A 22,792-nucleotide genomic window follows, 5' to 3' on the forward strand; every position below is an offset into this window, starting at 1 on the left:
AATTCGGCGGTTCTGGCGGCCCAAGCGGTGTGCACGGCGGTATCGGGGGTATCCGGCGATCATGGACTGGTTGACGCGGCTTCCCGTCATCGGGCCGTGGATCGCGCGGGGGATGCGCACCCACGGCTGGCGGGCGTTCGAGCACGCACAGCGGGTGCAGTGGTCCCGGCTCGCCGCCGCCATCACCTTCACCAGCTTCATCGCGCTCTTCCCGCTGATCACCGTCGGCGCGGCCATCGGCGCCGCCGTGCTCAGCCCCGGCCAGCTGCACACCGTCGAGCAGAAGCTCAACCAGCAGCTCCCCGGACTGTCCAAGCAGATCGACGTGAGCAGCCTCGCCGCGCACGCGGGCACCGTCGGCCTGATCGCCGGCGCGCTGCTGCTGCTCACCGGCATCGGCTGGATCGGGGCGCTGCGCGGCTGCCTGCGCGCGGTCTGGGAGCTGGACGACCCCAACGACAACCCGATCGTCCGCAAGGTCCTCGACCTCGGCGTGCTGTTCGGGCTGGGCGTCGTCGGCCTGGCCACCACCGCGTGCTCGGCCTTCGCGACCTCGGCCGTGGGCTGGACCGCGCACCACATCGGCATTCCCAGCAACGGCGTCGGCAGCTGGCTGCTGACCGTCGCGGGCTACGTCATCGCCGTGCTCGGCGACTTCCTGATGCTGGCCTACCTGCTGACCTCGCTGCCCAGGGTGCGCCCCGGCCGCCGCGCGGTGGTGAGCGCCGCGCTGCTGGGCGCCGTCGGCTTCGAGATACTCAAGGTCGCCATGAGCGGCTACCTCCAGGGCGTCGCGGGCAAGAGCATGTACGGCGCCTTCGGCACGCCGGTGGCGCTGCTGCTGTGGATCAACTTCATGGCGAAGCTGCTGCTGCTGTGCTCGGCATGGACGGCGACGCAGTGCTCCCAGGGCGAGATGGAGATGGACCGCGTCGCGGAGGCCGAAGCGGAGTCGGAGCAGGCGCGGGAGGACCGGCAGGAGGACGCGGAGGAGGAGACCGACGCCCGCCGTGCGGAGCGGGCGCGGGTCCGCCGTGCGGAACGCGAGGAGCGCGCCGAGGTCTGCCGCCTCGAGCAGCGGGACGACTCCGGGCCCGGCCACCGGGGACAGACGACCGCCGCGGACAGCCCCTGACCGCGAGGCGGCGGGACCTGACCCCGGGCGTGGACGTGTCGCTCAGCGCCGCTCAGCCTCGGTGGCGCGCCGCTCAGCCCCGGTGGCGGTTGCCCGACGGGAGCGGCCACTTGCGGCGGACCGCCACGGCGATGCCGGCCAGCACCACCAGCGCGCCCGCGGTGATGCCCGCCGCCGTCCACATGCCGCCCGAGCCGGAACCGGCCTGCTTCGCCGACGCGGACGTACCGCCGGCCTTGCCCGCGCCCGCCGAGGCGCCGTCACCCGGCAGCGCGCTCTTCGGCGCGACCAGCGTGCCGACCGGCTGGACCTTGCCCGCGGCCTTGAAGCCCCAGTCCAGCAGCGACGCGGCCTCCTTGTAGACCTCGTCACCGCCGGCGTCCGGATGCATCACGGTGACCAGCAGCTTCACGCCGTCGTGGTCGGCGACACCGGTGTAGGTGTTGCCCGCGTTGGTCGTGTAGCCGTTCTTGACGCCCGCGATGCCCGGGTACGGCCTGAGCCCCTCGACGGGGTCACCGGCCAGCAGGCGGTCGGTGTTCTGGATCGCGAAGCTCTCGCGGTCCTTCGAGCCCTTCTTGAAGTCGCCGGGGAACTGCGCGCTCACCGTCGAGCAGTACGACCGGAAGTCGGCGTTCTGCAGCCCCGCGCGGGCGAAGAGCGACAGGTCGTACGCGGACGAGACCTGGCCCGGCATGTCGTAGCCGTCCGGGCTGATCACGTGGGTGTCGTCGGCCTGCAGGTCGGCCGCCTTGGCCTGCATCTCCTTGACGGTGGTCGCCACTCCGCCGTTCAACGAGGCCAGCACGTGCACGGCGTCGTTGCCGGACCGCAGGAAGACGCCGCGCCACAGGTCCTGCACGGTGTACGGCAGGCCGACCTTTATGCCCACCAGACTGCTGCCGACGCCCATCCCCGCGAGATCCTGCGCGGTGACGACGTGCGTCTGGGCCCTGGGCAGCTTCGGCATCACGGTGTCGGCGAAGAGCATCTTCAGGGTGCTCGCCGGCGCCAGCTGCCAGTGCGCGTTGTGCGCGGCCAGCACCTGGCCGGTCTCCGCGTCCGAGATGATCCACGAGCGCGCGGTGGTCTTCGGCAGCGCCGGGACCCCCGCCGTGAGCGCGACCTGCGTGCCTTCCTGGCCCAGCCGGTCGCCGCCCACGGTCGACATGTGCTCGGGCGGCCGGGGCTCCGCGGGGTCGGCGGCATGGGCGACCGGGCTCGACGCCAGCACGGCGGAACCGGCCAGCACGGCGGCGCTGACGGTCAGGGCAGGACGGCCTCGCAGGGCCGGACGGTTCGAGGGCACCCCATGAACGTACAGGGGGATCCGGCGAAAGCGGACACCCCGACGATGACCCGGCTGAGTGAGGAAACCCACGTTCCGGTCATGCAACCGGGCGAACGCCCCGCGCATCCGGAACCGTCCCGCGCACCCCCGCGACGGGCGGCTCCGGGACCCCGTCCATACTGGACGCCATGAAGCTCAGCCGCCGCGTCTGCTGGTTCCTGGTCGCCTTCGGCGCGTGGAGCTGGTGCATCTGGATCACCTTCGTCAAGAACCTCTGGGCCGACGCCAGCGGTCTCGCCTTCCACGACGGCGACCCGACCGCCTACTTCTGGATCCACCTCCTGCTGGCCATCGTCTCCTTCCTCCTGGGCACCGCCATCGGCCTGATCGGCCTGCGGGGCCTGAAGGCGCTGCGCACGAGCGGCTGACGACACGACAACGCCGAAGGGGCCGCGTTCCGGGTGGAACGCGGCCCCTTCGGCGCGAGCGGTGTCCGTCAGAAGCGGCGCGTGATCAAGGCGCGCTTGACTTCCTGGATGGCCTTGGTGACCTCGATGCCGCGGGGGCAGGCGTCCGTGCAGTTGAAGGTCGTGCGGCAACGCCACACGCCGTCACGGTCGTTGAGGATCTCCAGGCGCTGCTCGGCGGCCTCGTCGCGCGAGTCGAAGATGAAGCGGTGCGCGTTGACGATCGCGGCCGGGCCGAAGTACTGGCCGTCGTTCCAGAAGACCGGGCAGGACGACGTGCACGCGGCGCACAGGATGCACTTGGTGGTGTCGTCGAAGCGCTCGCGGTCCTCGGAGGACTGCAGGCGCTCGCGGGTCGGCTCGTTGCCCTTGGTGATCAGGAACGGCATGACGTCGCGGTAGGCCTGGAAGAACGGCTCCATGTCGACCACGAGGTCCTTCAGGACCGCCAGCCCCTTGATCGGCTCGACCGTGATCGGCTTCTCGGGGTTGATGTCCTTCAGCAGCGTCTTGCAGGCCAGCCGGTTGCGGCCGTTGATCCGCATGGCGTCGGACCCGCAGATGCCGTGGGCGCAGGACCGGCGGAACGTCAGCGTCCCGTCGATCTCCCACTTGATCTTGTGGAGGGCGTCCAGGACGCGCTCCTTGGGGTCCATCTCCAGCTTGTAGTCCACCCAGGAGGCCTGGTCGGACACCTCGGGGTTGTAGCGCCGGACCCGCAGCGTGACCGTGATCAGGTGCGCGTCGGTGCTCTCGGCGGCGTCCAGCGCGGCGGAGTGGTTGTTGTCCACCGTTGCGGTGCTCATCAGTACTTACGCTCCATCGGCTGGTAGCGGGTCTGCACGACCGGCTTGTAGTCGAGACGGATCGTCTCGGTGCCGTCGTCGCCCACCTCGCGGTACGCCATGGTGTGACGCATGAAGTTGACGTCGTCGCGGTTCGGGAAGTCCTCGCGGTAGTGACCGCCGCGCGACTCCTTGCGGGCCAGCGCGGAGACCGCGAGCACCTCGGCCAGGTCGAGCAGGTTGCCCAGCTCGATGGCCTCCAGCAGGTCGGTGTTGTACCGCTTGCCCTTGTCCTGGACGCTCACGCGCTGGAAGCGACGCTTCAGCTCCGCGATGTCCTCGACGGCCTGCTTGAGCGTCTGCTCGGTACGGAACACCATCGCGTTGGTGTCCATCGTCTCCTGCAGCGCCTTGCGGATGTCGGTGACCTTCTCGTTGCCGGTCGCGTCGCGCATGCTCTCGACCATCTCGATCACCTGGGCCTCCGGGTCCTCCGGAAGCTCCACGAAGTCGTGGGTCGAGGCGTACTCGGCGGCGGCGATGCCGGAACGGCGGCCGAAGACGTTGATGTCGAGCAGCGAGTTGGTGCCCAGGCGGTTGGCGCCGTGCACCGAGACGCACGCCACCTCGCCGGCCGCGTACAGGCCCGGGACGACCGTGGTGTTGTCGGACAGCACCTCGCCCTGGACGTTGGTCGGGATGCCACCCATCGCGTAGTGCGCGGTCGGCTGGATCGGCACCGGGTCGGTGTACGGCTCGATGCCCAGGTAGGTGCGCGCGAACTCGGTGATGTCCGGCAGCTTAGCGTCCAGCTGCTCCGGCGGCAGGTGCGTGAGGTCGAGGTAGACGTGGTCGCCCTCGGGACCGCAGCCGCGGCCCTCGCGGATCTCGGTGTAGATCGCGCGCGAGACGACGTCACGCGAGGCGAGGTCCTTCATGACCGGCGCGTACTTCTCCATGAAGCGCTCGCCGTCCTTGTTGCGAAGGATGCCGCCCTCGCCGCGGGCGCCCTCGGTCAGCAGGATGCCCATGCGCCAGATGCCGGTCGGGTGGAACTGGAAGAACTCCATGTCCTCCAGCGGCAGCCCGCGCCGGAACGCGGCGGCCTGGCCGTCACCGGTCAGGGTGTGCGCGTTGGAGGTCACCTTGAAGAACTTGCCGTTGCCGCCGGAGGCGAAGATGACCGCCTTGGCGTGGAAGACGTGGATCTCGCCGGTGGCCAGCTCGTACGCGACGACGCCCGCGGTGTGCTTGACGCCGTCCACCTCGGTGAGCAGCAGGTCGAGCACGTAGAACTCGTTGAAGAACTCCACGCCCTCCTTGACGCAGTTCTGGTACAGCGTCTGGAGGATCATGTGACCGGTGCGGTCGGCCGCGTAGCAGGAGCGGCGGACGGCCGCCTCACCGTGGTTGCGGGTGTGACCGCCGAACCGGCGCTGGTCGATGCGGCCCTCGGGCGTCCGGTTGAACGGCAGGCCCATCTTCTCCAGGTCCAGGACCGCGTCGATGGCCTCCTTCGCCAGGATCTCGGCGGCGTCCTGGTCGACCAGGTAGTCGCCGCCCTTGATCGTGTCGAAGGTGTGCCACTCCCAGTTGTCGTCCTCGACGTTGGCGAGCGCGGCGGCCATGCCGCCCTGCGCCGCACCGGTGTGGGAGCGGGTCGGGTACAGCTTGGTCAGCACGGCGGTGCGGCTGCGCTTCGTCGCCTCGATGGCGGCGCGCATGCCGGCGCCGCCCGCGCCGACGATGACGGTGTCGTACTTGTGGATCTGCATGTCGCGTCAGCCCCGGATCTACTGGATGTTCGGGTCGAAGGTGAAGATCACCAGCGTGCCGAGGAGCACGGTGAACGCCGTGGCGGTGTACAGCAACGCCTTCAGCCAGCTGCGGGTGGCGTCCCGCTCGGCGTAGTCGTTGATGACGGTCCGCAGGCCGTTGGCGCCGTGCAGCATCGCCAGCCACAGCATGGTGAGGTCCCACAGCTGCCAGAACGGGTTGGCCCAGCGACCGGCGACGAACGCGAAGCCGATCTTGCTCACGCCGCCGTCCAGCACCAGCTGGATCAGCAGGTGGCCGAGGACCAGCACCACGAGCACGATGCCCGACAGCCGCATGAACAGCCAGCCGTAGAGCTCGAAGTTGGTGCGGGTGGCGCGCGGGGTGCGCTTGGTGCGGGCGCGCGGCGGCTCGATGACCGGCGCCGGGTTGTCCGGGGAGAAGGCGCTCGCACCGCTGGTGGAGGTCAGTTCCACGGCGTCGACAGGGGTATCGGCAGACATCCTCAGCTCCCGAACAGAATGCGCAGCGAGTGCTGGAGCACGGGGTAGAACGCCCCGGCCATCAGCACGATCCAGATTCCGACCACGGACCACAGCATCTGCCGCTGGTACTTCGGGCCCTTGGACCAGAAGTCGACCGCGATGACGCGCAGGCCGTTGAGCGCGTGGAAGAGGATGGCCGCGACCAGGCCGTACTCCAGCAGGTTCACGACGGGGTTCTTGTAGGTCGCGACGACCTTGTCGTAGTCCTGCGGGGAGACACGAACGAGCGCGGTGTCGAGGACGTGTACGAACAGGAAGAAGAAGATGAGGACGCCGGTGACTCGATGAGCCACCCAGGACCACATTCCTTCCCGGCCGCGGTACAGCGTTCCAGCCGGCACGGAAAACCCTCCGGTTACGGGACTAGGGACCTGCCGGCTTCACTGTCGGTCGGGCCCGGCCGGGTATGGTCCACCGGCCCTGGACATCGTAGCGACGCGTTGTCGGTACTCGCGTCCGGGGTCGGTCAGGTGTGATCGATCCCGCACGAGCGGGTGAACGCGAGCGGGTCGAGCGGGGTGTATGGAGGCGGCTTCGGGGGCGCGCGGCTTCAGGCGGTCGCGGCTTCGGGGGCGCGGCTTCAGGCGGTCGCGGCTTCAGGCGTCGGCGTGGACGAGGGCGCTGAGGCGGGCGCGGGCCAGGGCGCGCAGCTCGGCCGCGGCGATGTTGCGCTCCTCCTCGACGTTGTTGCCCAGGCGGGAGCGGATGCCGGCCAGCACGTGGTTGGCGTGCTCCTCGGGGTCGACCCCGTCGAGGCTGATCACGAAGGCGTGGCCGAAGAGCCGCTCGTACTCGGCGTGCGCGGCGCTCAGCGCGGTGTGGGCGGCGAGCCCGCCACTGGTCGGCGGCAGCGGCTGCGCGCACTCACCGGCGAGCGCCTCGGTGAGATCGGACGGGTTGAGGTCGTACGCGGCCTCGTCGGCGGCGGCCAGCAGCGTGCCCAGGTCGCGGTACGGGCGGTGGTCCGCCACCCTCCGGGCCCAGCGTCCGCTGGCGCAGCAGTCCAGCAGCATGCGCTCAGCCTCCCCGGAGGCCGCGGCGTTGAGACGGGCGAGACCCGTGCGCAGGCGCGCTTCCCGCGCGGGACGGACCGGCGGCGGAGCGGCAGGCGTCGTGGCCCCGCGGCTCTGCGCGGGTAGCGGGGCCGACGTCGCGCCGCACGGGGCGTGCGGGACCGCCGGGAGGTCGCTGGCCAGCTTCGGCTCCAGGTGTGTGTGGCCGGATGTGTGCGGCTGCTGGGTGTGTGCGGCTGGTGGTGTCGGGGCACCGTGCGGCCCGACCAACGTATCGGGCGATGAGCGGAGCTGACCGACAGATGCGCGAATTTCACTCGTACGGGAGGGGAGCGTCGCGTGGGGTGGACGTGGGGCGGGCCACCGGAACGGTGACGGCCGGGATCGCGCGTGGACCGTCGGCGTCCACTTGCGGCTCACAGGTTGACGTTTCAACCGGTTATGAGGCAGAAGAGTGAGAGGCGGCCGGAGTCGCCTCCCCCCACAGGAGCTTCCCCGGCCACCCTCTCGCGGCGCGTGCCGTTCGTGCGCGTCGCTTATTCCAGTCAGCGTCCAAGGCCGGGAAAGTGTCACACCGCCCAGGTACGGGCACTCGGCGCAAGCTTTCGGATCAGGCATGATGAGGCACGTGGCGGGGGCGGACCAGGACACGGACGACGAGCGGGTGACGGCTGCCGTCGCCGCCGCCCAGCACGGCGACGAGACCGCGTTCCGCACGGTCTACCGCACCGTCCACCCCCGGCTCCTCGCCTACGTGCGCACGCTCGTCGGCGACGCGGACGCGGAGGACGTCGCGTCCGAGGCGTGGTTGCAGATAACGCGTGACCTCGGCCGGTTCACCGGCGACGCGGACCGCTTCCGCGGCTGGACGGCGACCATCGCGCGCAACCGCGCGCTGGACCACATACGCAAGGTCGGCCGCCGCCCGCTGCCCGGTGGCGACGAGACCGTGCTCCACGGCATACCCGACCGCTCGGACACCGCCGACGAGGCGCTCGCCTCGCTGGCGACGGGACGGGCGATGGCCCTGATCTCCCGGCTGCCGGCCGACCAGGCGGAGGCGGTCGTGCTGCGCGCGGTCGTCGGCCTGGACGCGAAGAGCGCGGCGCAGGTGCTGGGCAAGCGGCCGGGGGCGGTACGCACCTCGGCGCACCGGGGGCTGCGAAGGCTGGCGGAACTACTGGAGGACGACACTGCGTCGGACGGTGTGACGTTTGCGGGGGCGCCGACGCAGAAGGACGTGAGATGAGCGGAAGCCGCCATGAATGGCTGGACGACGAAACCGCCGAGCGTCTGCTGAGCGGTGCGTCGGCCGACCCCGGACACGAACCGGTCAGTCCCGGGCGCGCGTCGGCCGACCCCGGACGCGAGCCGGTCGGTCCCGGGCGCGCGTCGGCCGACCCCGGACACGAGTCGGCCGACCCCGTGGCCGCCGCAGCAGGTGGCTCCCGGAGCGCGGGCGCGGGTCCGACCAGCCGTAACGGTTCAGCAGAGGCGGGCGCGCCGGGTGCGCCGGGTGCTGCCGACGCCGCCCCCGGCGTCGAGTCCGACGCCGCCCCTGACGTCGTTGCCGGCGCCGCGTCCGCCGTCCCTGCCATCGATGTCACCCGAAATGATGGGTTTGTGCCCAACGATGCACAGAAGCGTGGACTGACAGGGCTGAACGAGCTGTTGACGGCCGCCGTCGCCGAGGTCGACGCCGTCCCGATCGACCCGGCACGTGAGTCCGCGGCCCTGGCCGCCTTCCGCGAGGCGAACGCGGCGGCCACGGCGAACGCGGCGACCGCGACGGCTGGGGTGGCCGCGGCGACCACGGGCGCCTTCCCGAACCCGTCACCGGGCGGACGCTTCGGCCTGCGTCGCGGGTGGAACGGGCTGCGGGGGCTGACGGGCTCCGCCAAGGTCGCGGTGGCGGCCGCCTTCGCCGCGACCGCTCTGGTGGGCGGTGTCGCCGCAGCGGCCGGGACCGGTGTCATTCCGTCGCCGTTCAGCAGCGGTGATCCGGTGCCCGAGGCGTCGGGCGGTTCCGCCTCGCCATCCCTCGGCGGAACGGCGTCCCCCTCCACACCGCTGCCGACCGGGTCCTCCTCCGGGCTGCCCGTCTCGCCGAGCGCGGGCGCGAGCGGTCCGGGCTCCACGGGCCCGACGCCGTCCCACTCGTCGCCGGGCTCTCCGGACTCGTCGGGCCTGCCGTCCGGAACCCTCCTCCCGCCGGAGCAGTGGGGCAAGGGCGGCTCCGGTGCGCGTGACGCCGCCGCGTTCTGCGCCGCCTACCTCGCCGTCAGGAACGGCCACGGCAGCGCCGCGCAGCAGCGCCTTCTTCAGCAACTGGCCGGAGGCGCGGCCGAGCAGGCCTTCGACGCCTACTGCGGCAAGCACCTCGACCCGCTCCCGACGGGCAACGCCCCGGTCGGCGGGGCCCCGGGCTCCCCGGGCAAGGGTTCGGGCGGCAAGGGCTGGGGCGGACCGGGCTCCGGCGGCGCCGGATCTGGCGGGAAGCCGCCTGTCGGTGGCGGATCCAACGGTTCCGGGGGCGACGGCGGCGGTGGGCACGGCCACGTTCCGAAGCGTCTCGGCAGCCTGCCCGGAACCCTGCTGAGTCACTGACCACGGCACGCCCACCCGGCTTCCCGCCCCTCCTCGCCCCGCCCGGGCACCGTCCGAAGTCGCCGCGCGCCCGCGCCCGTGGGCCGGTGTAACACTTTCCGGCCACCCGGCGCAGAGCATGGTGGGTCGACTGGTCATCGACCCGCGGGCGTGCCGGTTCCCCCGTTACCGGCCTGAAGTCCGCGCCTGACGCGGGCGGGGCGTCTTTCCCCCCGCCCCGCCCGCGTCGACAGGCTTTTTCCCGTTCCTCTGCCGCGTGGCGCGGTTGTCGGCCCCCTGAGGGCGACGGGCGGGCGTCAAGGGGCCGGAGGCAGAGCGGGCGTCGGCGGACCGGCGGACTTCAGCAGTGCCCGCCTGATCCGGGGCGTGAGCGGGCGTTCCACCAGGACGTGGAGCAGCCAGGCGAGCAGCAGCATGCTCGCGGCGCAGCCGAGCAGTACGGCCCAGGCGGGCGGCCGCGCGCGTCCGGGCAGGTCGTGCCGGAGGGCGTCGATGAGCACCCAGCCCAGGTGTTCGTGGACCAGGTAGAAGGGGTACGTCAGGGCGCCCGCGGTGGTCAGCCAGCGCCAGTCGACGCGGCTCACCGGGGTCAGGGTGACGACGGCGACCGCGGCGAAGGACAGCGTGACCAGGGCGATGACCGTCAGCTGGCCGCGGTGGTGGAAGACGTGGGCGGTGCGCGGCGCCACCATCTCGCTCACCGCGTAGTGCTGTCCCAGCAGCCAGCCGACCGCCACCACCGACCAGCTCGCGGCGTCGTGCCCGAACCGGTGTACCAGGTACAGGCCCATGCCGCCGACGAAGAAGGGGGCGTACTCGGGCATCAACACCAGCTTCAGCAGCGGCTGGTGGGATCCGTCGGCCATCACCGCCGCCGCGGTCCACAGCACGCAGAACGTGAGGACCTGGCGGCGTCCGGCACCGCGCCACAGGACGAACAGCGCGAACAGCAGGTAGAAGCGCAACTCGGCCCACAGGGTCCAGCAGACCCCCAATACCCGGGGGGCGCCGACCGGCATCTGAAGCATCGTCAGGTTGGTCAGCAGGTCGCTGGGGGAGACCGGGCGGAACGGGACCCAGGGCAGCGCGAACACGACGGTGATCAGCAGGATCGCGATCCAGTACGCGGGCAGCAGCCGTGCCGCGCGGGAGGCGGCGAACGCGCGCGGAGTGCGGCCCCAGCCGCTCATGCAGATCACGAACCCGCTGATCACGAAGAAGAGCTGAACGCCCAGGCAGCCGTAGGAGAACGGGCCGGACAGGGTGGGGAAGAGGGTGTGCGCGGAGGCTCCCCAGGCGTGTGCGATGTCGCCTCCGCGCCCCGCGTAGTGGTACGCGCAGACGGCGAGCGCGGCGATCAACCGCAGTCCGTCCAGAGCGCGCAGCCGCCGCCCCGCCGCCCTGCGGCCTTCCCCGAACGAACCGGCGCCCGCGCTCGTACCGCCGCCCGCGCCCGCATCCGTGCCGCCGCTCGCGCCCGCCGATATCGCGCCCGCGGCTATCGCGCCCTCGGCGCCGCCTTCCGCTGCCGGCGTCATCGGGCGGGGTCCTGGCGGGGGACGCGGGGCCTGAGCACGTGGCGGGCGCGGCGGACCGCGCGGCGCACGGTGCGGTTGCGGGGGAGGAACGCCAGTTGGGCGGGGACGCCGCCGGGGAGCGCGAGGGCGGTGAGGCGGCGGCGCTTGAAGTAGACGCGGGTGTGGGCGTCGAGGTGCCGGGTCAGGTAGGTGATGGCGTCGTCGCGCAGCCGGGGATAGGCCTTGGACTGCATGCAGTAGCCCACCGCCCTTAGCAGGGCGGTGAGTTGGGGAACGGGCAGCGGCGTGCCGTCGGGCGTGGCCGCGGGGCGGTCCTGCGGGGTGAGCGGGGGCAGGAGCGCGTCGGCGATGGTGACGGGGACGCGGTTGCTGTTCTGGTAGGGGGCCAGGCGCTCCAGCAGCAATTCGGTCCCGGTGCGCGCGACCGGCAGGCCGAACAGGGCCGAGGCGGTCAGCAGCGCGGTGGAGAAGCAGCCGACGACCAGGGCCGGGCGCAGGTTCTGGAAGAGCACTTCGGCGAGGACGGGTTCGTCGTGCACGGTGAACTCGACGCCGAGTTCGGCGGCTTCCTTCTCCAGCAGGCGGGAGTAGCGGGCCGGGGCGGTCGGGTGCGGCTTGAAGACGATCGCCCGGTGGCCGCGGGAGACCGCTCCGCGCAGCATGCGCAGGTGGAGGCGTTCTTCCTCGTCGGCGGTGAGGATGCCGAGTGCGGAGAGGTACTGGCCGAGCAGCAGGGCCGGGCCCGAGGACCCGGTGCCGGGGTCGGCGGCCGTCGCGGCGGCGGTCAACGGCTCGTTGACGGCGGCGAGTTGGGCCAGCACCTTCATGACCGCGGGCGTCGGCACGATGTGCGGGCGGACCCTGCTCTCCGACAGCAGCAGCGGGGTGAGGCCGGGGACCAGGTCCAGGTGGAGCAGGCGGCGCACCCGGGTGACGACCAGCAGGTCGAGCTTGTTGCGGGTCGGCCCGTAGCTCATCAGGCCGTCCGCGTAGACGTCGATGGGTGCGGCCGGGAAGAGCTGGACGAGGGCGAGAGCGGGTTCGACCTGGATCGACTCCACGGCCAGTTCGACCTCGGTGTCCTGGAGGTTCCACAGCAGACGCAGGTGACGCTCCCACAGGGGGACGTCGTCCGGGCGCGGGGACCAGCCGCTGGGGTGGAAGGGCGAGATGGCCTCGTTCCAGGAGATGACCTCGTCGAAGCGGTCGCGCAGGGCGCTGAAGCCGGGGGCCTCGTTCAGGGGGCGGGTGGTCTCCGGGACGGCGGCGTTGTTGCTCACCAGGAGGATGCGGCGGTCGGCCGGGCGGAACAGGCCCGCGTCGAGGGCGGCCGCGAGGGTCGCGGTGCCGTAGAGGGTGGACGCGAGGAAGATCTGGGTGCGCGTCCCGCTCCCGGATCCCGGTGCCGTCGGCTCCGCCGGGGCCTGTGGTCCGGAGCCGGGGGTCTTCGCCTGCGGTTCCTTCGCGGTCACGCCGCCTCCTCCTCGTTGCGCGTCGCGCCCGCGCTCCGGCCGCCGCCCGCGCTCCGGGCGCCGCCCGCGCCCCGGCCGACGGTGCCGCCCGCGCGCAGGCGGTCGACCAGGCGCAGGCGCCTGAGGCGGACCGTGCGGTCCAGGTCCATCGTGTCGAGGGCGTCGCGCAGCAGGTCCTGCGGCATGCGGCGCAGGGCCGCCGCGCTGAGGGTGCGCAGGCGGCGGGCGACGTGCGGTTCGAAGCGGTCGATGTTGGACAGGTGGTGGGCGATGATCGCGCAGTAGGTGCGCACCGCCTTCGGCAGGAACTCCGCCGCCCGCGCGTCGGTCGCCGTCTCGGCGAGCACCTGGTCGAACGAGCGGATGAAGTCCAGTTGCCGCACGTCGCCGATCTGGGTGAGCGAACTCGCCACGCCACGGCGGTAGAAGACGCCGAGCAGCCCGAGCACGGCGAACGAGTCCGCCTCACGGTGCAGCCGCCAGATCCACGGCCGGTCCTCGGCGGTGCGCAGCCCGTCGGGGAAGTGCAGCAGCCCCGCCTCGCGCAGCCTGCGGTGGTACATGCCCGCCCAGGCGTACGGGTAGTCGACGGAGGTCGAGGTGTGCGCGGGCAGGATGGCGTCACGCGGGTCGAGCACCTCGCCACGGCGGCCGTGCGGGACGCGGTGGAGGGTGCGCTCCGCGCGGGTGCACTGCACGTGGTCGGTGCGCACGAAGTCGCAGCCCAGCCGTTCGATCCCGGTCAGCAGGCGCTCCAGGTAGCCGGGCGCCAGCCAGTCGTCGCCGTCGAGGAAGGCCAGGTACTCACCCTCGGCCGCGTCGAGACCGGTGTTGCGGGCGGTGGCGAGACCGCGGTTGTGCTCGTGCCGTACGAGACGGGCGCCGGGCAGTCCGCCCTTCCCCACGGCACGTTCCAGTATCTCCGGGGTCCGGTCGGTCGAACAATCATCCACAAGAATGAATTCGAAATCGGAGCGCGCATTCGATGCCAGGCTTCTCAGCATGTCGGGCGCGAATGTCTGCACGTTGTAGAACGGCACGATGACGGAGAGCTTGACCACCCGCGGAACGGTAGGGGGCGGGCGGCCACACGGGATTGCGGTGCGCGGGCCAGTCGGTGAACGACGTGTGGCAGCGCCGTGAACCCGGTCCGGGCCTTCTCCCCGATGATCTTTACGGGTATTCCGGAGCCCCGTTCGTCGGCGGTCTGTTAACCGTTTGTTGCGACTTCGTATGCCCCGCGCTCCGATTCGATTCCTACGGTCTGCGTCGTGCCCGTAAGTCCCGATCAGATCCATCACATCACCGTGCTCGCGGATTCCGACACGCGTTGGAAATGGGGTGCGCTGGCCGCTCGCCGTATCGCGCCGGAGGCCCGGCTCGACGGACGGCTGCTGCGTGGTCGGGCGACACCGACGACCCGTCAGCTGAGTGAACTGGGTATCGCCGCCGACTCGTTGCGGGAAGTGACGATGCGTCAGTTCCTCGCGGAGGCGGAGGCGGAGGCAGAAGCAGAGGCGGGGGCTCGTGGCGGTCACCACGATGCCGCGAGCGACCCTGACTCCGGCGGCCCCGGTGTCGTCCTGCTCGCCTGCGTGGGCGGGACCGTCCAGGCCGCGCTGCACGGGCTGGCGCGGGTCTGGGGGCAGGCGCCTCGGCCCCGGCCGGTCACCGTCACCGGTTACGTGGGCGTGGTCTACGAGAAGCTGGCGGACGGCCTGCTGCTGCGGCACGGCGCCGACGTCGTGATCGCCAACAGCCCGCAGGACGCCCGCCGTTTCCGCGACGTCTACGAGGGCGTGGGCGCCGACGCCTCCTGCGTGACCGAGGCCGCGCTGCCGTTCCTCGACGGCGCCCCCTACCGGGGCCCGGACGCCGCGCGCCGCTTCACCGTGGTCTTCGCCGCCCAGCCCTCCGTACCGGCCTCGCGCGAGGAGCGCACGTACCTGCTGCGCCGCGCGGCCCGGCACGCCGAGCGCCACCCGGACCGCGACGTGCTGGTGAAGCTGCGCAGCAAGCCGGGCGAACACACCACCCACGTCGAGGAGTTCCCGCTGCAACGCCTCGCGGCGCGCCTCGACCCCCCGCTGCCGCCAGGCGTCCGCCTGGTCTACGGGCGGATGGGCGAGGTGCTGGACCGCGCCGACCTGCTGGTCACCGTCTCCTCGACGGCCGCCCTGGAGGCGATGCACCGGGGCATGCCGACCGCCGTGCTGACCGACTTCGGGGTGCGCGAGGCGCTGGGCAACCACCACTTCACCGGCTCCGGGTGCCTGGCCTCCTGGGACGAGCTGGACGACGGGCTGCTGCCGCGCGCCGACGCGGACTGGCTGCGCGCGAACGGGGTCGGCGCCGACGACCCGTTCCGCCTGGTGCGCGAACGCGTCGAGGACCTCGCCGCCGCAGGCCAACTGCCGCCCCCGCGCCCGTACTACACCCCCCGCACCGCCCCCGCCTACCTGCCCGGTGTGCTCGCCCGCCACGGACTCGACCCGCAAGGGCGCCCCGTGGGAACCGCGCCGCCTGCCGAAGACGGGCAAGTGCGGCGCCTCACGCGGGAGTTCACCCGTAACGCCGCCCGCGCCGCCTACCGCCACGGCGTGCAGCGCGTGGCTCCCGTCATCCGCCGCCTGGGAGAACTGTGAACGCCACGCCCACGACCCCGTTCGTCCTCGCCGTCGTCCCCGCGCGCGGCGGCTCCAAGGGCGTACCGGGCAAGAACCTCCAACCGGTCGGCGGCGTCCCGCTGGTGGCCCGCGCGGTCCGGGCCTGCCTCGGTGCCGGGCTGGTCGGCGCCACCGTCGTCACCACCGACGACCCTGGCATCGCCGAGGCGGCCCGCGCGGCCGGCGCGGACGTCGTGCCCCGCCCGGCCGCCATCGCGGGCGACACCGCCACCAGCGAGGCCGCCGTCCTGCACGCGCTGGAGGCGTACGAGGCGATGCACGGCAGCCGCGTGGACGTCGTCCTGCTCGTACAGTGCACCAGCCCTTTCGTCACCGCCGACGAGATCGACGCGGTCGCGGCCGCCGTGGTCCACGAGGGCGCCGACAGCGCGCTGACCGCGGCACCGTTCCACGGCTTCATGTGGCGGGTGGACGGCGGCTCCCCGCGGGGGCGCGGCGGTGAGGCGGTGGGCGTCAACCACGACGCGGTGGGCGTCAACCACGACAAGGCGGTCCGCCCGCGCCGCCAGGACCGCCCCGAAGACCTGCTGGAGACCGGCGCGGCGTACGCGATGCGGGTCGACGGCTTCCGCGAGGCCGGGCACCGGTTCTTCGGCAGGACCGCGCTGGTGCGCACCGACCCCGCCCGCGTGCTGGAGATCGACGAGCCGGACGACCTGGCGCGGGCCCGGGCCCTGGCGCCGTTGCTCGACGGCGTCCCGACCGACTCCCCGCTCCCGACCGCCTCCCCGCTTCCCGCCGCCTCCCCGCTTCCCGCCGACTCCCCGCTCTCCGCCACCGCCCACTGAACTCCCTTTCCCCGAAGCCCTTTTGCCGCACCGCACCCCCCATCGAAAGGACCCGTCCCCATGACCCCCGCACCCCAGCGCCTGCGCACTCTCGGCGAGCGCGTCGTCGGCACCGGCCGGCCCGTCTACGTCACCGGTGAGATCGGCATCAACCACAACGGCGAGCTGGAGAACGCCTACCGGCTCATCGACGCGGCCGTCGACGCAGGCTGCGACGCGGTGAAGTTCCAGAAGCGCACCCCCGAGATCTGCACCCCGCGCGACCAGTGGGACATAGAGCGCGACACCCCGTGGGGCCGGATGCGCTACATCGACTACCGCCACCGCGTGGAGTTCGGCGAGGACGAGTACCGCGCGATCGACGCGTACTGCAAGGAGCGCGGCATCGACTGGTTCGCCTCGCCGTGGGACGTGCCCAGCGTCGAGTTCCTGGAGAACTTCGACCTGCCCGCGCACAAGGTCGCCTCGGCCTGCCTGACCGACGACGAACTGCTGCGCGCCCTGCGGGCGACCGGCCGCACCGTGATCCTGTCCACCGGCATGTCCACCCCGAAGCAGATCCGGCACGCGGTCGAGGTGCTGGGCAGCGACAACATCCTGCTGTGCCACGCCACGTCCACGTACCCGGCGAAGCACGAGGAGCTCAACCTGCGGATGATCCACACCCTCCAGGCCGAGTACCCCAACGTGCCGATCGGCTACTCCGGCCACGAGGTGGGCCTCCAGACCACACTGGCCGCCGTCGCCCTCGGCGCGGTCTTCGTCGAGCGGCACATCACCCTCGACCGCGCGATGTGGGGCTCCGACCAGGCGGCCTCCGTGGAGACCCCGGGCCTGCAGCGCCTGGTGCGCGACATCCGCATCGTCGAGACCTCACTCGGCGACGGCGTCAAGCGGGTCTACGAAGGCGAGTTGGGGCCGATGCGCAAGCTGCGCCGGGTCCAGGGCGTCGTCGCGCAGGCGGAGGCGCGGGCCGAGTCGGAGGCCGCGGGCCGGGCCGAGGAGCAGGGCCGAGAGCCGGTCAACGCGTGACCGGTGCCGACGCCGACGCCCCGGCGCGCACCCTCGCCCTGGTCGAGTCGCCCGTACAGCTGCTCAACCTGCTGGAGTGGGCGCACGCGGAACGCGGCGGGCCGCGGTTCGCCGACGCGCGCGGTTCCGTTGACGCCGCTGCACACGGTTCCGTTGACGCCGACGCCTCTGGTGACGCCGTCGGCTCCGGCGACGACGCCCCCGGTGCCTGCACGGTCGTCGTGCTGCCGCCGCGGGACCCGATGAGCCGGGGGCAGCTGCGCCGGATGGCCGAACTCGCCCGGGACGAGGGGCTGGCGGTGCGCTGGTGCGAGCCGCGCACCGCCTCCGCCGGGCCGCTGCGCACGCTGGCGGGCCTGGCGCCCTCGCTGATGCGGGCCTCGCGGCTGGTGCTGGGCGATCCGTTCTCCCGTTTCGTGCAGGCGCTGCTGCCGTTCAGCCGGGCCCGCGAGCTGGTGGTGATCGACGACGGCACGGCGACCATGGAGTTCGCCACGCTGATCGCCGAGGGCAGGCGGCTGGTGCGCTGGCACCGGGCGGGCGGTTCGCGCGGTCCCCGCGACCTGGCCTTCGCCGCGTTCGCCGCGCACGCCAGGCGCCGTCTGACCGCCGGGCGCGGCACCGGCATCGAGCTGTTCAGCGCGATGCCGGTGACCGCCCCGCCCGGTGCCGTGGTGCGCCCCAACCGGCTGGAGTGGACGCGTGCGCGCTTCGGCCCGCCGAAGCTGCGCGACGGCGCCGACCTGATAGGCACCTCCCTGGTGGAGTCCGGCGTGGTCGACCACGACCGCTATCTCGCCGCCGTCGCCGCCATCGCCGAGGAGGGCGGCGCCACCCGCTACTTCGCGCACCGCCGTGAACGCGAGGACAAACTCCGGGAGTTGTCCCGCCGCACCGGGCTGGAGATCGTACGGCCCGACCTGCCGCTGGAACTCGTGGCGCGGCGCGGCCCGATCGGCTCGCGGCTGCTGAGCTTCCCCTCCACCGTGGTGCACACCCTGCCGCTCGCGCTGGCCGGCACCGGCGTGCGGGTCGACGTCCTGGAGGTCGACCCGTCCTGGCTGACCGGCCACGCCTCGCCGCGCGCGCACGGCTTCCTGTCCGGCATCACCCAGGCCGCCCGCAGCAGGCACGGCCTGGGCACGGCCCGCAACCCGCTCACCAACTCCATCCTCCCGGCGGTGACTTCGTGACCCTCACCCTCGACACGGACCTCGCTCCGGCGGAACTGACCGACGCCGAGGTCGACGCCCTGGTGGCCCGCCACGGACTCGCCCCGGCCGCCCGCCGCCCCGGACTGGCGGAGTACGTACGGGAGTTGTGGTCGCGGCGGCACTTCACCACGCAGTACGCCCACGCCCGCCTGACCGCCCTCTACACCACCGCCAGACTCGGCCAGATCTGGCACGTGCTGACGCCGCTGCTCAACGTCTTCGTCTACTGGCTGATCTTCGGCGAACTCCTCCAGCGCACCGACGGCACCGGCGACAACTACATCGCGTTCCTCACCGTCGGCGTCTTCGTGTTCACCTACACCCGCGAGTCGATCGCCACCGGCACCTGGTCGATCTCCGCCCGCCTCGACCTGGTGCGCGCGGTGCACTTCCCGCGTGCCTGCCTGCCGCTGTCGGCGACCCTCATCCAGCTCCAGCAACTGCTGCTGTCGATGGGCGTGGTGCTCACCGTGGTGCTGGCCACCGGCGAACCGATCAGGGCACGCTGGCTGCTGCTGATCCCCGCGATGGCGCTCCAGACGCTGTTCAACTTCGGCTGCTCGATGCTGATGGCACGCGTCGGCTCGCGCAACCACGACATCGGCGAGCTGGTGCCGTGGCTGCTGCGCACCTGGATGTACCTGTGCGGTGTCTTCTACAGCGTCTCCAAGGTCGTCGCGCACGCGCCGCACGTGGTGAAGGTCCTGATGGACGCCAATCCCGGCGCGATCTACATCGAACTGGCCCGCCACTGCCTGCTGGCTGGCTACGGCGGCCTGACCCCGCACATCTGGCCGCTCGCCTTCTTCTGGGCGTTCTTCACCCTGGCCCTGGGCCTGGTCGTGTGCTGGCAGGCGGAGGACAAGTACGGGCGCGGCTGAGACGGGGGCGGTACGTGGGCGATGGCGGCGCGTACGGGGTGGCGGGCGGAGCGACGACGGCGGGTGACGCGTACGTGGTGGTGGGCGGAGCGACGATGATGGGTGACGCGTACGGGGTGGTGGGCGGAGCGTCGACGGCGGGCGGCGCGTCGGTGACGGGTGACGCGTACGTGGTGGTGGGCGCCGCGGTCGGGCCTTCGGCGGCGGAAAGCCTCCGCGTGGCGTTCAGCGGCGCGCCATGCCCGGGTCATCGGCCGATCACCGGTGTCGGGTTGTCTGCTCCCATGGGGAGCACATCGCCCTTGGACGGCACGGCCTCGCCCGCCCGGCGCCCGGCCGCGCGCGTTCTGGTGGTCTCGGACAGCGCCGCACTCGGCCACGACTCGCGCGCGCACCGCGTCGCCCGGGCCGCCGCCGCGGCCGGGTACGACGTGACGCTGGTCGGCAGGGCGGACGACAGCCCTCCTCCCGCGCTGCCCGGGGTGACGGTGCGCCGCGTCGAGGTGCCGGGCACCCTGGCCGGACACCGCGCCGCGCGGCCGAGGCCCGGCCTGCGCTGGCCCTTGGCGTACCGCAGCGCCGAGACCCACCGCCACCGCACCGCGCGGCTCGCGGTGCGGGACCGGACACTTCGTACCCGGGAAGCGGAACTCGCGGTGCGGTACCGGCCGTTGTCCAGGCAGGCGGTGGCGCGCGCCATCCACGCCGCCGCCCGGCTCGGGCACGCCGTCCGCGGGGCCTGGACGCGCCTGCGTGCCGCGCAGTACGAGGCGGCGGTGCGTCGCCGCCTGACGCCGACCGGTGCGCTGGACGACGTGGTGACGGCGTTCGTCAGGCTGACCGCGCGCAGGCGGGCCTGGCGGCGGCTCGACCCGTCGCTGCTCGACCTGGAGGCGGCGTACGGGCCGGTGCTGGACGCGTGCCGCCCGCACCTGATCCATGCGCGCGGCCGCCGCTCGCTGGGCGTCGCCGTCCGCGCGGCGGTGCGCGCCGAGGCCGCCGGGCGCACGGTGCGGGTGATCTGGGACGCGACCGACTGCTCGGCGCTCACCCCGGCGGCCACCCGGCGCGCGGCGGCGGCCCGCGAGTCGGACGAACGCGCCCACGCCGAGGAGGCCGACGCGGTCGTGACCGCCTGCGCGGCCTACGGTGACCACCTCGCCGCCCGCCTCCGGCCGGCCCGCCCGCCGCTGGTCGTCCTGAACGCGCCGGCGCACGCGGACACCCCGGTGCACGCGCACGCGTCGGCCCCGGTCGCGCGAGCGCGGTCGGCGGCCTCGGCGGTGCGCGCGACCGCCTCCGCGGCACGGGTGACCACCTCAGCAGGGGCGACCGCCTCGGTGCGTGCGGCCTCCTCCGCACGCGCGACCGCCTCGGCCCGCGCCGTCACCGCCGCACGCGCGGCCTCCTCCGCACGCGCAGCCGCTTCAGCTCGCGTGCCCGCGGGCACGGTCGCCCCGGCGGCGGTCCCGACCGTCGCCGCCTGCGGCGGGGTGCGCGCCGCCTGCGGGCTCGGGCCGGACGTCCCCCTGCTGGTGCACAGCGGAGGCGTCGCCCCGGAACGCGGCCTCCTCACCGCGGTCGAGGCGCTGCCCAAGCTGTACGACCTGCACGCCGCCTTCGTGGTGCCCGATCCCGGCGACGAGCGGGTGCGCGACCTCGTCGACCGGGCGGGCGAGCTGGGGGTCGCCGCACGCCTGCACGTCCTGCCCTACACAACGCCCGAGGACGTCCCCGCGTTCCTGGCGAGCGCGGACATCGGGGTGGTCCCGGTGCACCACCTGCCGCACCACGAAGTCACCCTCGCCACCCGGTACTTGGAGTACGCGCACGTCGCCACCCGGTACTTGGAGTACGCGCACGCGCGGCTGCCGGTCGTGGTCAGCGACGTGCGGGCGATGGCCGCGGCCACCCTGGCCACCGGCAACGGCGAGGTCTTCCGGGCGGCCGACACCGCCGACTTCGTGCGCGCGGTGGGCGCGGTGCTGACGAACCCGCCGCGCTACCGCCGCGCCTACGAGCGTTCCGGCGTGCTGCGGCAGTGGTGCTGGCAGACCCAGGCGGCACCGTTGCTGGCGCTCTACGCCGGGCTTCTGGACGAGATCGGTCACCGAGCGTAGTCGAGCAGGTGTCCGCCATCCGGACCCGTTGCCGCGCGTGAGGTTGCTCGTTGGTCCACCATGGAAAAGGTGGGGCTCGTGTAGGCCTAAAGGGTGGCAATACCCACGCCGTGTCAGGGTATGCGCGACGCGGGAACTTTTTTGGTCTCACGGGCTGGAATTTTCGCCAACGACGTTACTCGGGAGTGGTCATGAGTCCTACGCTGTCGGGGGTGGACCACTCAACTCCGGAGTCCGGCGCCCTGACCGACGAGCTCTTCGCCGAGCTCGTCGAGTTCCGCCGCGACCTGCACATGCACCCCGAACTGTCCCGCCAGGAGTTCCGCACCACGGCCGCGATCAAGGCCCGTCTGGAGCAGGCCGGGATGACCCCGCGCGAGCTTCCCGGCACCGGCCTGATCTGCGACATCGGTCCACAGGACGGCGGTCCACGCCTCGCGCTACGGGCCGACATCGACGCGCTGCCGATCCCGGACACCAAGGTCGTGCCGTACCGCTCGACGCACGAGGGCAAGGCCCACGCCTGCGGTCACGACATGCACACCACCGTGGTCCTCGGCACCGGCATCGTGCTGGCCTCTCTGGCCGCCGCCGGACGGCTCACCCGCCCGGTCCGCCTGGTCTTCCAGCCCGCCGAGGAGGCCATGCCCGGCGGCGCGCTCGACGTGATCAAGGCACGGGCGCTGGACGGCGTCGACCGCATCCTCGCGGTGCACTGCGACCCCAAGGTCGAGGTCGGCCGCATCGGCCTGCGCACCGGCCCCATCACCTCCGCCTGCGACCGCCTGGTGCTGTCGGTGGACGGCGCGGGCGGCCACACCGCGCGCCCGCACCTGACGACCGACCTGGTCACCGCCGCCGCCAAGATGGCCACCGAGCTGCCCGCGGTGCTGGCCCGCCGGATCGACCCGCGCGCGGGCCTGTCGGTGGTGTGGGGCCGCATCCAGGCCGGCCACGCCTGCAACGTGATCCCGCAGCACGCCGAGCTGGAGGGCACCGTCCGCTGCCTGGACCTGACCGCCTGGCGGGACGCGCCCGACCTCATCCACGAGGTCATCGACCAGATCGCCGCGATGTACCGGGCCAAGTGGGAGCTGACCTACCACCGCGGCGTCCCCCCGGTCGTCAACGAGCAGACCTCGGCGGAGCTGCTGCGCGACGCGATGGTCTCGCGCTTCGGCACCCACGCGGTCGAGGACACCGAACAGAGCCTGGGCGGCGAGGACTTCTCCTGGTACCTCGAACACGTCCCCGGCGCGCTCGCCCGCCTCGGCGTCCGCACCCCCGGCGACCCGGCCATCCGCGACCTGCACCGAGGCGACTTCGACGCCGACGAGAACGCGATCCGCGTAGGCGTCGAACTCTTCACGGCGACGGCCCTGCACGGCTGAGGACGCGGCACGGCCGAGGCCTCCCGCGGAGCGCCGGGAGGCCCGGCCCC

At 72.7% G+C, this 22,792-nt stretch carries 19 protein-coding genes and 1 pseudogene; 11 read left to right on the forward strand and 9 right to left on the reverse strand.

The window, feature by feature from the left end:
• Window positions 1–61: 61 nt before the first annotated feature.
• On the forward strand, window positions 62–1,135 hold the full coding sequence (locus K7472_RS03590) for a YihY/virulence factor BrkB family protein (RefSeq protein WP_222973781.1): 1,074 nt from the start codon (window positions 62–64) through the stop codon (window positions 1,133–1,135).
• Between the two features lie 73 nt (window positions 1,136–1,208).
• On the opposite strand, the gene K7472_RS03595 is transcribed toward K7472_RS03590, so the two are convergent.
• A complete protein-coding gene (locus tag K7472_RS03595; RefSeq protein WP_308013750.1) occupies window positions 1,209–2,444 on the reverse strand; it encodes a D-alanyl-D-alanine carboxypeptidase family protein in 1,236 nt (411 codons plus the stop codon).
• Window positions 2,445–2,614: 170 nt separating this feature from the next.
• Between K7472_RS03595 and K7472_RS03600 the strand changes: the two genes are divergently transcribed.
• Complete coding sequence (locus tag K7472_RS03600) at window positions 2,615–2,854, forward strand: SCO4848 family membrane protein (RefSeq protein ID WP_222973785.1); 240 nt, start codon at window positions 2,615–2,617, stop codon at window positions 2,852–2,854.
• Between the two features lie 68 nt (window positions 2,855–2,922).
• On the opposite strand, the gene K7472_RS03605 is transcribed toward K7472_RS03600, so the two are convergent.
• The 5 genes from K7472_RS03605 to K7472_RS33635 form a co-directional block, all read right to left on the reverse strand.
• Window positions 2,923–3,699, reverse strand: coding sequence for a succinate dehydrogenase iron-sulfur subunit (locus tag K7472_RS03605; RefSeq protein WP_222973787.1), 777 nt, complete (start codon window positions 3,697–3,699; stop codon window positions 2,923–2,925).
• Complete coding sequence (gene sdhA / locus K7472_RS03610) at window positions 3,699–5,453, reverse strand: succinate dehydrogenase flavoprotein subunit (RefSeq protein WP_222973789.1); 1,755 nt, start codon at window positions 5,451–5,453, stop codon at window positions 3,699–3,701. The genes K7472_RS03605 and sdhA overlap by 1 nt, the downstream gene beginning before the upstream one ends.
• An 18-nt stretch (window positions 5,454–5,471) precedes the next feature.
• Window positions 5,472–5,957 carry a succinate dehydrogenase hydrophobic membrane anchor subunit gene (locus tag K7472_RS03615; protein WP_109451508.1) on the reverse strand — a complete coding sequence of 162 codons (486 nt, stop codon included), beginning with the start codon at window positions 5,955–5,957 and terminating at the stop codon, window positions 5,472–5,474.
• A gap of 2 nt (window positions 5,958–5,959) precedes the next feature.
• A complete protein-coding gene (gene sdhC, locus K7472_RS03620) occupies window positions 5,960–6,340 on the reverse strand; it encodes a succinate dehydrogenase, cytochrome b556 subunit (protein WP_109451516.1) in 381 nt (126 codons plus the stop codon).
• Window positions 6,341–6,595: 255 nt separating this feature from the next.
• Window positions 6,596–7,066 (reverse strand): 2-oxo-4-hydroxy-4-carboxy-5-ureidoimidazoline decarboxylase, encoded by a 471-nt coding sequence (locus K7472_RS33635; RefSeq protein ID WP_252395077.1) that lies wholly within the window; start codon window positions 7,064–7,066, stop codon window positions 6,596–6,598.
• Between the two features lie 574 nt (window positions 7,067–7,640).
• Here K7472_RS33635 and K7472_RS03630 point away from each other — a divergent pair.
• A complete protein-coding gene (locus K7472_RS03630; RefSeq protein ID WP_308013751.1) occupies window positions 7,641–8,261 on the forward strand; it encodes an RNA polymerase sigma factor in 621 nt (206 codons plus the stop codon).
• Window positions 8,262–8,635: 374 nt separating this feature from the next.
• The gene (locus tag K7472_RS03635) at window positions 8,636–9,619 is read left to right on the forward strand and encodes a hypothetical protein (RefSeq protein WP_222973792.1); all 984 of its coding nucleotides are present in this window, start codon (window positions 8,636–8,638) and stop codon (window positions 9,617–9,619) included.
• Window positions 9,620–9,915: 296 nt separating this feature from the next.
• Here K7472_RS03635 and K7472_RS03640 read toward each other — a convergent pair whose 3' ends face one another.
• From K7472_RS03640 to K7472_RS03650, 3 genes are all read right to left on the reverse strand, one after another.
• On the reverse strand, window positions 9,916–11,157 hold the full coding sequence (locus K7472_RS03640; protein WP_222973793.1) for an acyltransferase family protein: 1,242 nt from the start codon (window positions 11,155–11,157) through the stop codon (window positions 9,916–9,918).
• Window positions 11,154–12,530, reverse strand: a complete 1,377-nt coding sequence (locus tag K7472_RS03645) for an alpha-2,8-polysialyltransferase family protein (protein WP_308013778.1) — start codon at window positions 12,528–12,530, stop codon at window positions 11,154–11,156. Before K7472_RS03645 ends, K7472_RS03640 begins: the two co-directional genes overlap by 4 nt.
• 95 nt (window positions 12,531–12,625) lie before the next feature.
• Window positions 12,626–13,690: a glycosyltransferase family 2 protein gene (locus K7472_RS03650; protein WP_222973798.1), complete on the reverse strand. Its 1,065-nt coding sequence runs from the start codon at window positions 13,688–13,690 to the stop codon at window positions 12,626–12,628.
• Window positions 13,691–13,900: 210 nt separating this feature from the next.
• Between K7472_RS03650 and K7472_RS03655 the strand changes: the two genes are divergently transcribed.
• The 7 genes and pseudogenes from K7472_RS03655 to K7472_RS03685 all read left to right on the forward strand — a co-directional run bounded on the left by K7472_RS03655 (window position 13,901) and on the right by K7472_RS03685 (window position 22,742).
• Entirely contained in the window at window positions 13,901–15,274 is a 1,374-nt protein-coding gene (locus tag K7472_RS03655; RefSeq protein WP_308013752.1) for a DUF6716 putative glycosyltransferase, read from the forward strand.
• Window positions 15,271–16,056, forward strand: a pseudogene (locus K7472_RS03660) (acylneuraminate cytidylyltransferase family protein); the annotation flags it as partial. The gene K7472_RS03655 and the pseudogene K7472_RS03660, both read left to right, overlap by 4 nt.
• A gap of 108 nt (window positions 16,057–16,164) precedes the next feature.
• Window positions 16,165–17,136: an N-acetylneuraminate synthase family protein gene (locus K7472_RS03665; RefSeq protein ID WP_222973800.1), complete on the forward strand. Its 972-nt coding sequence runs from the start codon at window positions 16,165–16,167 to the stop codon at window positions 17,134–17,136.
• Window positions 17,133–18,329 carry a hypothetical protein gene (locus K7472_RS03670; RefSeq protein WP_222973801.1) on the forward strand — a complete coding sequence of 399 codons (1,197 nt, stop codon included), beginning with the start codon at window positions 17,133–17,135 and terminating at the stop codon, window positions 18,327–18,329. Before K7472_RS03665 ends, K7472_RS03670 begins: the two co-directional genes overlap by 4 nt.
• On the forward strand, window positions 18,326–19,231 hold the full coding sequence (locus tag K7472_RS03675; protein ID WP_222973802.1) for an ABC transporter permease: 906 nt from the start codon (window positions 18,326–18,328) through the stop codon (window positions 19,229–19,231). Before K7472_RS03670 ends, K7472_RS03675 begins: the two co-directional genes overlap by 4 nt.
• Before the next feature lie 284 nt (window positions 19,232–19,515).
• A complete protein-coding gene (locus tag K7472_RS03680; protein WP_222973804.1) occupies window positions 19,516–21,351 on the forward strand; it encodes a glycosyltransferase in 1,836 nt (611 codons plus the stop codon).
• A gap of 191 nt (window positions 21,352–21,542) precedes the next feature.
• Window positions 21,543–22,742, forward strand: coding sequence for a M20 family metallopeptidase (locus K7472_RS03685; RefSeq protein WP_222973807.1), 1,200 nt, complete (start codon window positions 21,543–21,545; stop codon window positions 22,740–22,742).
• Window positions 22,743–22,792: the final 50 nt, after the last annotated feature.

The organism is Streptantibioticus parmotrematis (assembly GCF_019890615.1).
Taxonomy (GTDB): Bacteria; Actinomycetota; Actinomycetes; order Streptomycetales; family Streptomycetaceae; genus Streptantibioticus_D; species Streptantibioticus_D parmotrematis.

Bases quoted from the DNA above. Each gene is read 5' to 3' on its own strand.
- K7472_RS03590 (WP_222973781.1), top strand. From the start codon at position 62: ATGGACTGGTTGACGCGGCTTCCCGTCATCGGGCCGTGGATCGCGCGG.
- K7472_RS03600 (WP_222973785.1), top strand. From the start codon at position 2,615: ATGAAGCTCAGCCGCCGCGTCTGCTGGTTCCTGGTCGCCTTCGGCGCG.
- K7472_RS03605 (WP_222973787.1), bottom strand. From the start codon at position 3,699: ATGAGCACCGCAACGGTGGACAACAACCACTCCGCCGCGCTGGACGCC.
- sdhA (WP_222973789.1), bottom strand. From the start codon at position 5,453: ATGCAGATCCACAAGTACGACACCGTCATCGTCGGCGCGGGCGGCGCC.
- K7472_RS03615 (WP_109451508.1), bottom strand. From the start codon at position 5,957: ATGTCTGCCGATACCCCTGTCGACGCCGTGGAACTGACCTCCACCAGC.
- K7472_RS03640 (WP_222973793.1), bottom strand. From the start codon at position 11,157: ATGACGCCGGCAGCGGAAGGCGGCGCCGAGGGCGCGATAGCCGCGGGC.
- K7472_RS03665 (WP_222973800.1), top strand. From the start codon at position 16,165: ATGACCCCCGCACCCCAGCGCCTGCGCACTCTCGGCGAGCGCGTCGTC.
- K7472_RS03680 (WP_222973804.1), top strand. From the start codon at position 19,516: ATGGGGAGCACATCGCCCTTGGACGGCACGGCCTCGCCCGCCCGGCGC.
- K7472_RS03685 (WP_222973807.1), top strand. From the start codon at position 21,543: ATGAGTCCTACGCTGTCGGGGGTGGACCACTCAACTCCGGAGTCCGGC.